Raw genomic sequence first — 12,285 nt, 5'->3', positions numbered from 1 at the left:
TAGGGTGGGCACGCTTCTGGTGCCCTCCGTCACCGGCTGCGGTGGGCACAAACAACGTGCCCACCCTACGGCGGCTTGCCCTCCGGCCGCGAACAAAGCCAGCGCGAAATCGCCATGAGCAACGCCACGCAAGCCGATCTTGACGACCTGGCAAAGCGCGCCGGCATCTCACCGCGTTGGGACGACTTCCGCGGCAAGACCCACGAGGTCGCGTCCGACACGCTACGCCACCTGCTGTCGGCGCTCGAGCTGCCCTGCGACAGCGCCGGCCAGCTCGCCGACAGCCGCGCACGCCGGGAGGCCGCCTCGCAGTCGCGCGAGCTGCCGCCGCTGATCACCGCTGCCTGCGGCGAGCCGACCGTGCTGGCCGGGCAGAAGCTCGGCAGCAACGCCGCTTTCGAGTTGACGCTGGAACGCGGCGGCCGCCTCGGCGGCCGCCTGCACGAACGCGACGGCGATGCCGTGCTGCCGGCCATCGACACGCCCGGCTACCACCACCTGCTCATCGGCGATACCCGCACGACCGTGGCGGTGGCGCCGCGGCAATGCATCGGCGTGCCCGAGCTGTGCGGCCCGTCATCGGATCCGTCGCGGCCGCCCCGCCCCTGGGGCCTGGCCGCGCAGTTGTACGGGCTCAACATGCCGGGCGATGGCGGCATCGGCACTTACGGCGCACTGGGCCATCTTGCCGCCCGCTTGGCGCACGACGGCGCCGCGGCGCTGGCGGTCAGTCCAGTGCACGCAATGTTCTCGGCCGAGCCGGCGCATTGCAGTCCGTATTCGCCCTCCAGCCGGCTGCTGCTCAATGCACTGCACGTCGATCCGCGCGAAGCCTTCGGCGATGCGGCAGCGCATGCACGCGAAGCGCTCGGGCTGGGCTCCGCGATCGCGCGTCTGGAGGCCGATCCGTTGATCGACTGGAAGGCGGCCGGTGCTGCGCGACTCGCGGTGCTGCGGCGGCTGTTCGATGAGGCGCTGGCGATGGAGCCGGCACTGGTCGCCGCGTTCGAGCAGCATCGTCGCGACGCCGATGCCGCGCTTGAAGACCATGCACGCTTCGAGACCCTGCACGCGCACTTCTTGAGCGAGGGCATCTGGAGCTGGCGCGACTGGCCCGAACCCTATCGCGACCCGCGCAGCGCGGCGGTCGAGCGTTTCGCGCATGAGCATGTCGGCACGGTGCGCTTCCACGCGTTCCTGCAATGGCTCGCCGCGCGCGGGCTGGGCAAGGCGCAACGCGACGCACGCAGCGCCGGCATGCCGATCGGCCTGCTCGCCGACCTTGCGATCGGTTCGGACCCCAACGGCAGCCATGTCTGGTCGCGCCAGCGCGAAACCCTGGTCGGACTCTCGATCGGCGCCCCGCCGGACGAGCTGGCGATGCGCGGCCAGGTCTGGGGCCTGGCGACGCTGTCGCCTACCGCGATGCGCGAGACCGGCTTCAGCGCCTTCATCGAACTGCTGCGCGCCTGCATGCGCCACGCCGGCGGCATCCGCATCGATCACGTGATGGGGCTGATGCGGCTGTGGCTGGTGCCAGAGGGCGCCTCGCCGCTGGACGGTGCTTACCTGGCCTACCCCAAGCAGGACCTGCTGCGGCTGATCGCACTGGAGTCGTGGAGGCACCGCTGCCTGGTGGTCGGCGAGGACCTGGGCACGGTCCCGGCCGGCTTTGGCGACACCCTGGCGGAGGCCGGCGTGCTCGGCATGAGCGTGCTGTGGTTCGAGCGTGATGCCCGCGGCGGTTTCGCGCCGGCGGCGGCATGGCGCAGTCAGGCGATCGCGATGACCACCACCCACGACCTGCCGACCGCGGCCGGCTGGTGGCTCGGGCGTGACATCGAGGTGCGGCGCGAGCTCGGCCTGGCCGATCCCGGGGAGCTCGACGAGCAGCTGGCGCAACGCGAGGACGACCGCGACCGGATGTGGCGCACGATCCACGCCGATAGGCGCGGCGACGGCGACAGCGAACCGCCGCAGCCGGAGAGCGCCGCCACCGCGGAATTCGTCAACGCCGCGGTTGCGCATGTCGGACGCACCCCGGCGGCGCTGACGCTGGTGCCGGTCGAGGACGTGCTCGGCCTGACCGACACGCCCAACGTACCCGGCACCCGCGACGAGCACCCGAACTGGCGACGACGCCTGCCGGCCGATATCGACACGGTGTTCGACTCGCAGCCGGCGCGGCAACGGCTGTCGGCGCTCGATGTGGCCCGCCGGGGGACGCCATGACAGCCGCTGCGGTTGCTTTGAAGCCCTCCTCTTCAAGGGGAGGGTTGGGTGGGGATGGGTTGGCCCTCAAGCGCCAAGTCGACGTCAAACCCAACAGCCAACCCATCCCCATCCCGGCCTTCCCCTTGAAGGGGAAGGAGACAAGCCCTGAAGCCCTCCCCTTCAAGGGGAGGGTTGGGTGGGGATGGGTCGGGCGGGGACGGATCGGCGCTCGACGGCAACAGCAGACTCCCAACAACCCGCTGTCGAGGGGTGCCCAGGGTTCACCATGACCGTACCCGACCCACCCCGCGCCACTGCGCGCCTGCAGTTCAATGCCGGCTTTACCTTGGACGATGCCGCCGCCACCGTCCCCTACTACGCCGCGCTCGGCATCAGCCATATCTACGCCTCCCCACTGCTGGCCGCACGCGCCGGTTCAAGCCACGGCTACGACGTAATCGACCCGGGCCGCATCAATCCCGAGCTCGGCGGTTTAGAGGCGCTGCGGCGGCTGGTCGCCGCACTGCGCGCGCACGGCATGGGCCTGGTGCTGGACATCGTGCCCAACCACATGGCCGCGAGCATCGAGAACCCGTGGTGGCGCGACGTGCTCGAGTGGGGCCGCGACAGCGACTACGCCGACTATTTCGACATCGACTGGAACTCGCCGGACGCCGACCTGCACGGCCGGGTGCTGGTACCGACGTTGGGCCGCGAGCGAGACGACATTCTGGCCGAGGGTGGGTTCCATCTGCAGCTCGATGCAGACGATGCGCAAGCCGGCGCACGCGCAGACCTCATCGCCTCCGCATCCCCTACCGCCCCCGCGCAGCCGCAATCCACGGCGCAGGTGCAGCCACGCCACGGCGGCAGCACCGCCCGGATATACCTCGTCACCGCCGACCAGCGCTTCCCGCTTGCGGCAAGGGCGTATGCGAGGGTGCTCGGCGGAGTCGACGAACTGGTCGGACTCGCACGCCTGTTCGACAGCGCCGCACCCGGCGAGCCCTTCGAGCGGGCGCTCGCCGCGTTGCACGTGCACGCGCGGACCGGCCATGGACGCGCCGCGCTCGATGCCGCGCTCGCGCGCTACGCGTCGGCATCGCCCAGCGGCCGCGAGCGCGTCGACGCGCTGCTCTCGCGCCAGCCCTACCTGCTTGCGCACTGGACCGACGCCTGGCGCCGGATCAACTGGCGCCGGTTCTTCGATATCAACGAGCTGGTCGCGATCCGTCCCGATCGCGAGCACGTGTTCGAGGCCAGCCACGCACTGGTGCTGCAGCTCTACGCGCAGGGGTTGGTCGACGGCCTGCGCATCGACCACATCGACGGCCTGGTCGACCCGCGTGGTTACTGCCGGCGGCTGCGCGAGCGCCTGCATGCAGTGCAGCATCAGCGTCCGGCCGAGGCCGCGCGCGGGCCGGCCTGGCTCATCGTCGAGAAGATCCTCGCGCCCGACGAAACGCTGCGCGGAGACTGGCCGGTCGATGGCACCACTGGTTACGAGTTCATGGATCAGGTCGGCGCGTTGCTGCACGACCTCGATGGCGCGGCGCCAATGGCCCAGCTGTGGCAAGAGCTGGCCGGGCCGGCCGACTACGCGACGCAGGCATTGGCCGCGCGGCGCCAGATGACGCTGCAGAACTTCGCCGCCGATCTCGACGCCACCGTCCGCGCCCTGCAGGCGCTGTCCGGACGCGCCGATGCACCGATCGCCCCGGAGGCGCTGCGCATGGCGCTGGTTGAGTTGATCGTGCACTTCCCGGTGTACCGCACCTACGTGGATGCGGCCGGATGCGATCGGCTGGACGTGCAGATACTGGCCCGGGCCGCGCGATCGGCCCGCGTGTCCGGCGCCGAATTCGACGACGCTACGATGGCGCTGCTGCTGCGTTGGCTGTCGGGCGATGCCCCGCCCGGCGCCGCGGACGAAACCGCGTACGCGATCACCTGCTTCCAGCGCCTGACCCCGCCGGTCGCGGCCAAGGCGATCGAGGACACCACCTTCTACCGCTACGGCCGGCTGCTCTCGCGCAACGAAGTCGGCGCCGAGCCGGACCACTTCGCGCTGTCGGTCGATGCTTTCCACGAGGCTTGTCGGCAACGGCAGCGCACCACGCCGTACACCCTGCTGGCCACCGCCACCCACGACCACAAACGCGGCGAGGATACGCGGGCGCGGCTGGCGGTGCTCAGCGAACTGCCGCAGGTGTGGTCGACCCGGGTGCATGCCTGGCGCGCACGCAATGTGGGCCTGCGCAGCGACGTGGATGGCGCGCCCGCGCCCGATGCCGCTGACGAGCTGATGCTGTACCAGATGCTGGTCGGCGCCTGGCCGCTCGGGCTCGCAGCGGACGACGGCGGCGGCGCGGACGCGTTTGCCGCACGCATTGGCGGCTGGCAGCAGAAATCGCTGCGCGAGGCCAAACGCCATTCCGGCTGGGCGCAACCCAACGAACCCTACGAAGCGGCTTGCCAGAGGTTCCTGCACGCCTGCCTATCATGCGAACCGGGCAACGGGTTCGTTAGCGAGCTGGCGCACTTCGCACAGTCGATCGCCGCAGCCGGCGCTCTCAACAGCCTGACCCAGTCCGTGCTGCGCCTGACCACGCCGGGTGTGCCGGACCTGTATCAGGGCACCGAGTTCTGGGACTTCTCGCTGGTCGATCCGGACAACCGTGCCGCGGTCGACTACCCAGCGCGCGAGGCTGGCCTGCGCGAGCAGCCGCCGCTTGAGCAGTTGTTCCATCAGTGGCGCGACGGGCGCCTGAAACAGCGGCTGATCGGGCGCGTGCTGGCCACACGCCGCGAATGCCCCGCGCTGTTCGCCGACGGCGACTACCACCCGCTGACGCTGCGTGGTGCGCGCGCGACCCACGCGATCGCGTTCCAGCGACGGCACCGCGACGAGGTCGCGGTAGTCATCGCACCGCGCCTGGGCTGGCCGCTGCTGGGACCGGACGCGCAGACGCCCCGGATTGACCCGCAGCGCTGGGAAGATACGACGCTCGACCTGCCGCCGGGCCAGTGGCGTGAAGCCCTGACCGGACACACGCGCCGCCTCGCAGGCGCCACATTGGTGCGGGAACTGCTCGATCCTTGGCCGATGAGCGTGCTGATTGGACAAGCTCGCGGCTGAAGCCGCTCCTATAAATGGTTCCCGGTCCTGTAAGGTGGCCGGGGCTTCACCGCGACCTGCATCGCGCCCATGGGGCGCTCCTACAAAGGCCCGCGTTATTGTAGGAGCGGGCCATGCCCGCGATGTGGAGTGACGCGGCCGCGTGCGTAGCGCCCATGCGGCTCTCCTACAAAGCGCACACCCCGGCCCGCTCAATCGGACGCGGTGGCGCGCACCTCGACATCGACCCCACTGACGAACCAGCCGTCGCGGGTCACCGACACCTCCTGAGTGCCGACGCTGGCCATGCCCAGGCGCTGCATCTGCCCGGGGGAGACCCTCACCCGGTACTCGCCGACCGGCACGCCGGTCACCACGTAGTAGCCGTCGGCGGCGCTGGTGCCGGTAGCCACCACGCGTCCGGCGCCGTCCACCACTTCGATCACCAGGTTGCCGATCTCGCGCCGGCGCTGGTCCTCGAGCAGATAGACGGTGCCGTCGACCTCGCTGGTCATGATCACCGGAAACTGCAGCTGCGCGACTGCGCCCGGCCGCGGTACCACGCGCACGCCTTCGCGGGTGGGCAGCCACTGCGGGTCCTCGAGAGTGTCGGTCAGCACCGCCACATCGGCGTGCCGCAGCACCGGCAGGCGCTCCAGGTAGGCAATGCCCTGCGCGTTCGTCGCAACCGCCTGCCTGCCGTCGTTGATGGAAAAACCGGCGCCTTCAATCGGCTGTTCGCCACGATCAATGCGGCCGTTCATGTTGTCGTCGAGGAACGCCAGTGCCGACACCGCCCCGGTGTTGGCCATCGGCAGCGCATCGAGGTGCCAGTGGCCGGTCCTGGGCTCCCTGCCCATCGCCAGGAACAGGCGCAGGCCGATGCTGAGGTCGCCGCTGGAAGAATAGCCGGCGTTGATGCCCAGCCCGAAGCTGCCGAGACTCTTGGTCAGGCCGGTGGTGTAGAGCGTTTCGGAGGAATCGAACAGGCGGGTCGCCCCGAAGCTCTGCAGGTAGCCGGCGCCAAGGCGCCGATCGGCGGCGATCGCCACGGAAGTCAGGCGGCTGTCGGGCGCGATGGCGTAGTTGAGTTGGCTGCGTACGCTGAACCCATGCACTCGCCGACTCAGCTGCACGGTTGCGTCGGCCAGCTCCTGCGCGTTTGCTCCCTGGCCGTCAAACTCCCGCCAGCGCAATTGCCCGGTCACCGCGGTGCCGCGCACGTTCGCCGACAGTCTGCCGGCAAGATCGATTTGGCTTGCACCGGACTCGCGCACTTCGTGGCCGAGATCGATCGTGAGCGGCAGCCGGACCGAGCCCGACGGCCACGGCAGCCGGCCGTCGGCGCGCAGCGTGGTGCTGGAGCGCACCGGGTCGCCGGCCGGCAGGAACCATTCGCTGGTGAAATCATCGAGCCGCGCATGGCCGGCATTGATCGCCCACCTGCCCAGCCGGGTGCGCAGCGTCGCCTGGACCAGCGAACCGCCATCGCCCGAGCGGGCCAGTTCGGCGCCGACGATCAGCGACCGCCAGTGCGCACGCAGCCCCACGTTCGCGTAGTCCTGCACGATTCCGGCCACGGGTGTCCGCACGATGCCGCCGGTCGCGCCGAGGTGTTCGGTCAGCCCCCAGTCGAACTGCGCCAGTGCGCGCGCGTGGCCATCTTCGTCGCGCTGCTGGGCCACGCTGTAGAAGAACTCGCCGGGCCGGGTCAGCGACTGCTCCAGCAGGAAGGTCTCGCGTTCGACCCGCACCTCGCCCAGTGGGCCGTGAAACACCAGGCGGAACTCGTTGGGCCCGAACAGCAGTTGCAGGTCGTCGAAATGGTAACGCCCGTCGGTGCCGGAGGCCTGGAAACCGACCAGGGCCTCGTTGAAGTACAGCTCCACGTCCCAGCCCGGCGGCAACGGCCCCTGCAAGCTGTGCTGGCCGAAGCTGTCGGGCTGCGACAGCAGCCGGTTGCTGATCACGTAGCCCTCGCCCAGCGCACTGCTGCGGGAGATGTGGGCGACCGCGGGCACCGGCACGCTGCCGACCAGGGCCGTGCGCGCGCGCAGCGGTCCCAGCAGCGCCGCGTCCGGATCCTGCCGCCCCAGCGTGAAGCGGGCGCCGGGCGCGTCGCCACCCGAGGCGGCACTGACGTAGAGCGCGCCCTGCATCCCGAGCACGTCGCCGGTGGCATACGCGGTATAGCGGCTGTCTAGGCTGTTGCGGCCGTTTCCGCCGCGATAGTCCAGGCTCAGGGTCTGATCGATGAAAGGGGTGCCGACCAGCCGGTACGGAATCTCGTGGCGCGGATAGCCCGGATCGGGTCGAGAATCGCGCCCGCCTGCGCGCGCGCCCCTGGCTTCGCGCTCCAGCCGGAACTGCAGCGGCAGCCGTTCGCGCGGCCGCACCTCCAGCGACAACCGCGACAGGTCGACTTCCACGTCGATCGGCAGCCAACGCGCCAGCAGGCGGGTGGAAACGTAGATGTCGTCGGTTCGCAGCTCTACCTGCGCCGGATCGAAGGTTTCGCTCTGCCCCGCCAGCACCACTGTGGCGCGCGCGAGGTCGAGGCCGAAGCTGCGGCCCTGCTCGAGCACGAAGCCACTCGCGGTGCCGCGCCCTGGGTCGGTGGTGATCGCCAGGGTGAGCAGGCGCGACAGTTCGCCCAGCGGCAGCAGGATGTGCTCGCCGGACTGGTAGGCGACGACTGCCTCGGAGACCAGTTGCCGATCGACCCGCACCTCCAGCAGCAGCATGTCCGATTCGCTCGCCGCCTGCTGCGCGGGCGCGGGCGCGGGCGCGGGCGCGGGACGGGCCGGTGCAGGTGCCACGGGTTGGGGTTGGGGCTGGGGCTGGGTTTTAGCCTGCGCCTGGGCGTGCCCGGTCTGCGCCACCAGCAACCCCAGCGCGAGCGCCAACGCACCGCGCCTCAGCGCCACGGCCACACGCGCGCGCGGTGCGAAGTCCGTCCGGTGCATGTGTCGGGCTTCGAGGCTCCTCGCAGCAGGACGACCCGCACCGGCATGAGATCCATCGAGGATGCGGCTCAGGGGAGCCGCAGCGAGGCCTCGGCCAGCAGTGCCCCGCCCTGCTCGGGTTTCTCGCGATAGCGCACCGTGAGCACGCCATCAGCCAGGACCAGGCCGTCCGGCGGGTCCAGCAGCAGCTTGACCTGCCGCACCGCGTTGGGCGTGTACACCGCCACGCCGCCTGCACGTCCGACCACCTGCGCCGCGCCGCCCGTCGGCGCAAAGCTGACAGTGAGGTCGCCGTATACCGATTGGTTGCCGCTGCGCTGCATGTCCAGCGACAGCATTGGTGGCTGGCCGGCGACGGCGCCCTGCAGAGCCAGATCGGTCAGCGACACCTCGGCCGCCGTCTCGCCGTGGCGCACGATCACCGGAATCGATACGCCGATCAGCGCGGTAAGGGCGACGCCGATCTCCTCGGTCTGGCCGGCATCGGTGGTCCCGGCATCGCGCGTTCCGATCGGATCGGGCTGCTGGGCGAACAACAGGTGCGAGCGGTATTCGTCCGGTGCGAGCCCGGCCGGTTTCCTCGCCATGATGCGGATCACCTGTCCCGCACCGGGCGCGAGCCTCACCCGCCGCGGCGAATAGCGCAGCATCGGGTCGGCGAACAGCTCGCCGGCGGCGGGCTCATCGACCTCCGAAAACCCGCCGTGCTCGTCCATCCGCCGGTTGACCAGCGTGATCAGGTAGGTCGCGGCCTCGTCGCTGTTGTTGATGATCTCCATCTGTGCCGAGCGCTGGTTCTGCTCCAGCACGATGCGGGTCGGATGCACCATCAACTGCGCCGATGCCGGAGCGGCGAACAGCGACAGCAGTGCGAGTAGTGCCGTCACTGCCGGCCAGCGCCGCTGGATGCGGGTCATCGGGCCCGCGCCCTGCATGGTGGCTGCGGTCGTGGTTACGGGGTCCATCAAGGACGGCATGGCGTCTTCCTGTTGGCGGGGCTGACACGCCAGACCATAGGCGCATCCGGGTGAATCAGTTGTAGTTGACGACCACCGTGAAGCTGCCTGAGTAGCCGCCGGCGGACTGACCGGCGGCGACCTCGAGTGTGGCGCCTACGTTCAAGGTCAGGCTGCCGCCACCGGACAACACACCGGTGGATGCGGGGCTGCTGGTGAAAGCGTTCACCGGCATGTTCAGGCTGCCATTGCCGAGCGTCACCACACCGTCGGCGGGCAGCGTCACCGCAAAGCTGGTGTTGGCATCGCCGGTGACGACGAACTGCGCTGCCTGGCCGGGGTCGGTGCCAAGCACCACCACGTTGCCCGATGTCACGCGGGCACCATCGGCACCCACGGTGACCGAACCGGGGCCGGCGGTGAAGCTGCCAAAGGCCAATGGCTGGACGTTGCTGATGACTACCTCGGCGGCGGCCGCAGGCCCAAGAGCCGCAGCACATGCCAGTGCGATCAGGAGACGATGCGGATTCGCGGAATGCATCACACCGATCTCGTCAGCAACCGGGATTCACTGCTCGCCAGTCTAAAGAAACAAGGCGGGACATGCCCGCCTTGCTCCGCCAGATCGCGCGGCATCAATGCCGCGCCATTTTCGCTGTCGTGCCGAACGCTCAGTTGTACTCGACGGTGACCTTGACGTTGCCGCTGTAGGTGCCGGCGGCCTGGGTTGCACCGACGGTCAACTTGCCGCCGACATAGATCGACTGCGCACCGGCAGTCAGGGTGCCGGTCGCGACGTTACCGGTGACCGCGTTGCCAGCGGTCAGGTCGCTGAAGGTTTCCAGCGCCATCGTGTTCGGCGTGGTGGCGGTATCCGCCAGGTTGGCGGACGGGGCGATCGCGATGCTGTAGGTGGCATCGGCCTCGCCGGTGACGTCGAACTTGGCTGCGGTAGGCGAGCTGCCGACGGTCGAGAGGATGGCGCCGGTCGCGGTGCGCGCACCGCTGGTGCTGACGGTGACACTGCCGCCTGCACCCGGCGCGAACTCACCAAAAACGAGGTCGACCGCCTTGACGATGGCGATCGGCTTGATGACGGTACCGGTGCCACTGGCGGTGGCCTCGGCCGCGATGCTGGTGGACGCAAACGCGGCAGCACTCAGCGCGATGGCGCTGACGACGATGGTTTTCATGCTCATGGGAATAGCCCCTGGTTAATTGCGAAGTGGTACTCGCGTGGTAGCGAGGCACGGCAACCTGGGCTCATCGGTGCAGGCCGGTGCGGCCTGTCGAGGAATCGCTGAGTTGCATTCGGTAGCCCCGCTGCCATGGGCGAATCGCCTGTAGGCCGGTAGCTTTGCGTCCCGTTCTTTCGAACCGGTATGCCGTTATCGTGCAGGCGCATCATCGGCGCATTCGACGGCCGGTACTGTGTCGAATGTCAAGTTTTCGTTATCTGGTGGTCGGCCCGATGCAATCGGCCGGTTCAAGGCGGCTCAGCGCTCTTTGTAGGAGCGGCTTCAGCCGCGAAGCTGTACATGGCTGCCCGCAGGCGGAAATTTTCGCCGGCCGGATCGAAGAGCTCGCGGCTGAAGCCGCTCCTACAAGGGCGGCGTGCGCGGCTGATGCGGCTCCTACAGGTGCTTGTTGATGCTGGCGAAACCTCGGCCTGCTGAAAGGACTGGAACAGGTGCGCCCGCGCCGCCTGCGGGATTCCGACGCCGTTGTCGGTAGAGGCGGTGGTCGCCGGGGTGTCGTTCATCGGCGCCGGCACCATCTTCGCGCGCCGCGGCAGCGGCACCATCGCCGGCATCACCACCGCCGCCTCGCTGCTCATGGTGGCGGTCATCGGCGTGGCCACCGGTTTCGGCCACTATGTGCTGGCCATGGCAGCGACCGCCCTGACCTTGATCGTGTTGACGCTGTTGAATGCGTTCGAGCGCCTCAAGCTCGGCAAGGATGCGCGCGACGAGCCGGAGGATGGAATCCGCCAACGCGACCGGTAAACGCCGCGGTCCGTCACGTGCGCCAAAAAGAACGGGCCGCTGCGTGCGGCCCGTTCGATGCAATCCATGACTCGCCAGGATCAGCTGCGGATCGGCACCAGGGTGATCTCGACCCGGCGGTTCTGCGCCCGGCCGGCCTCGGTGTCGTTGCTGGCGACCGGGCGGGTCTCGCCGGCACCTATCAGGATGAAACGGTCGCGCATCAGCCCCTGCCCCATCAGGTGGTTGCCGACAGCGGCGGCGCGGCGCTCGGACAACTGCTGGTTGTAGGCATCGGTACCGACGCTGTCGGTATGGCCGGCGACCTCGACGATAGTTTGGTTGTATTCCTGCAGGGTGCCGGCGACGCCGTCGAGCACGTTGTGGAACTGCGGCTGCAGGCTGGCGCTGTCGAAGCCGAAGGTGATGTTGTTGGGCATGTTCAGGGTGATGTTGTCGCCCTGGCGCACGACGTCGACACCGGTGCCCTGCATGCGTTCGCGCAGGGCGCGCTCCTGGCGGTCCTGGTAGTTGCCGATCGCACCGCCGGCCAAGCCGCCGACGCCGACGCCGACCAGTGCACGCTGGCGTCGTTCGGTGGCATCGTCGCCGCTGAGCAGCCCGGCCACCGCCCCGACCGCCGCGCCGATCAGGGCGCCGCGCTGCGTGCGGTTCATGCCGTCCTGTTCCTCCTGCGGTGGATACTGTTGCGGCTGTCCGCCGTAGTAGCCGCCGCCGGTGGTGGCACAGCCGGCCAGCATCGTGGTCATGGCGGCTGCGGCGAGCGCAAGTCTGGTGTGTTTGATCATCGGATTTTTCCCTGACGGTTGGCTGCGGTACTGAATGCGGCACAAGCTAAGCACGCGACCGTAACGGGCGGGTGACGACGCGCTCGCTTCATTCAGATCAACGTTCGAGCAGGGCGAAATACGGCGCCCCATGTGCTGGAGCCTATGTGCCTTTGTAGGAGCGGCTTCAGCCGCGATCCGGGCCCACCAAGCCCACCGGTGCTCCGATCGCGGCTGAAGCCGCTCCTACAGAATTTC

General features: G+C 69.2%; 9 protein-coding genes and 1 riboswitch. Of the genes, 3 read left to right on the top strand and 6 right to left on the bottom strand.

What is annotated here, in order from left to right:
• Window positions 1-114 precede the first annotated feature (114 nt).
• Both malQ and treY read left to right on the top strand, forming a co-directional pair.
• Window positions 115-2,232, top strand: a complete 2,118-nt coding sequence (malQ, locus tag ACJQWM_RS07490; protein WP_332702669.1) for a 4-alpha-glucanotransferase — start codon at window positions 115-117, stop codon at window positions 2,230-2,232.
• A 268-nt stretch (window positions 2,233-2,500) separates the two neighbouring features.
• Window positions 2,501-5,353: a malto-oligosyltrehalose synthase gene (gene treY, locus ACJQWM_RS07485; RefSeq protein WP_332702667.1), complete on the top strand. Its 2,853-nt coding sequence runs from the start codon at window positions 2,501-2,503 to the stop codon at window positions 5,351-5,353.
• Between the two features lie 191 nt (window positions 5,354-5,544).
• Here the strand turns inward: treY and ACJQWM_RS07480 are convergent, their stop codons facing one another.
• From ACJQWM_RS07480 to ACJQWM_RS07460, 5 genes are all read right to left on the bottom strand, one after another.
• Complete coding sequence (locus ACJQWM_RS07480) at window positions 5,545-8,298, bottom strand: MSCRAMM family protein (protein WP_332702665.1); 2,754 nt, start codon at window positions 8,296-8,298, stop codon at window positions 5,545-5,547.
• Window positions 8,299-8,366: 68 nt separating this feature from the next.
• Window positions 8,367-9,275, bottom strand: a complete 909-nt coding sequence (locus ACJQWM_RS07475) for a fimbrial biogenesis chaperone (protein ID WP_332702663.1) — start codon at window positions 9,273-9,275, stop codon at window positions 8,367-8,369.
• Window positions 9,276-9,330: 55 nt separating this feature from the next.
• On the bottom strand, window positions 9,331-9,795 hold the full coding sequence (locus tag ACJQWM_RS07470; RefSeq protein WP_332702661.1) for a DUF4402 domain-containing protein: 465 nt from the start codon (window positions 9,793-9,795) through the stop codon (window positions 9,331-9,333).
• Between the two features lie 130 nt (window positions 9,796-9,925).
• A complete protein-coding gene (locus ACJQWM_RS07465) occupies window positions 9,926-10,453 on the bottom strand; it encodes a DUF4402 domain-containing protein (RefSeq protein ID WP_332702659.1) in 528 nt (175 codons plus the stop codon).
• A gap of 111 nt (window positions 10,454-10,564) precedes the next feature.
• Window positions 10,565-10,651, bottom strand: a riboswitch (cyclic di-GMP riboswitch).
• Between the two features lie 89 nt (window positions 10,652-10,740).
• Complete coding sequence (locus ACJQWM_RS07460) at window positions 10,741-11,016, bottom strand: ATP-binding protein (protein WP_411306748.1); 276 nt, start codon at window positions 11,014-11,016, stop codon at window positions 10,741-10,743.
• Between ACJQWM_RS07460 and ACJQWM_RS07455 the strand changes: the two genes are divergently transcribed.
• Entirely contained in the window at window positions 11,006-11,260 is a 255-nt protein-coding gene (locus ACJQWM_RS07455) for an MgtC/SapB family protein (RefSeq protein WP_411306747.1), read from the top strand. The genes ACJQWM_RS07460 and ACJQWM_RS07455 overlap by 11 nt on opposite strands.
• A gap of 80 nt (window positions 11,261-11,340) precedes the next feature.
• Here the strand turns inward: ACJQWM_RS07455 and ACJQWM_RS07450 are convergent, their stop codons facing one another.
• Entirely contained in the window at window positions 11,341-12,048 is a 708-nt protein-coding gene (locus ACJQWM_RS07450) for a YiaD family glycine zipper/OmpA-like lipoprotein (RefSeq protein WP_332702655.1), read from the bottom strand.
• Window positions 12,049-12,285: the final 237 nt, after the last annotated feature.

It is taken from the genome of Novilysobacter longmucuonensis, from assembly GCF_046600735.1.
Lineage (GTDB): Bacteria > Pseudomonadota > Gammaproteobacteria > Xanthomonadales > Xanthomonadaceae > Novilysobacter_A > Novilysobacter_A longmucuonensis.
Note: the sequence above shows the minus strand (reverse complement) of the source record. Positions and strands in the feature narration are given on the sequence as shown.

Bases quoted from the DNA above. Each gene is read 5' to 3' on its own strand.
- malQ (WP_332702669.1), top strand. From the start codon at position 115: ATGAGCAACGCCACGCAAGCCGATCTTGACGACCTGGCAAAGCGCGCC.
- treY (WP_332702667.1), top strand. From the start codon at position 2,501: ATGACCGTACCCGACCCACCCCGCGCCACTGCGCGCCTGCAGTTCAAT.
- ACJQWM_RS07480 (WP_332702665.1), bottom strand. From the start codon at position 8,298: ATGCACCGGACGGACTTCGCACCGCGCGCGCGTGTGGCCGTGGCGCTG.
- ACJQWM_RS07475 (WP_332702663.1), bottom strand. From the start codon at position 9,275: ATGCCGTCCTTGATGGACCCCGTAACCACGACCGCAGCCACCATGCAG.
- ACJQWM_RS07470 (WP_332702661.1), bottom strand. From the start codon at position 9,795: ATGCATTCCGCGAATCCGCATCGTCTCCTGATCGCACTGGCATGTGCT.
- ACJQWM_RS07465 (WP_332702659.1), bottom strand. From the start codon at position 10,453: ATGAGCATGAAAACCATCGTCGTCAGCGCCATCGCGCTGAGTGCTGCC.
- ACJQWM_RS07460 (WP_411306748.1), bottom strand. From the start codon at position 11,016: ATGAACGACACCCCGGCGACCACCGCCTCTACCGACAACGGCGTCGGA.
- ACJQWM_RS07450 (WP_332702655.1), bottom strand. From the start codon at position 12,048: ATGATCAAACACACCAGACTTGCGCTCGCCGCAGCCGCCATGACCACG.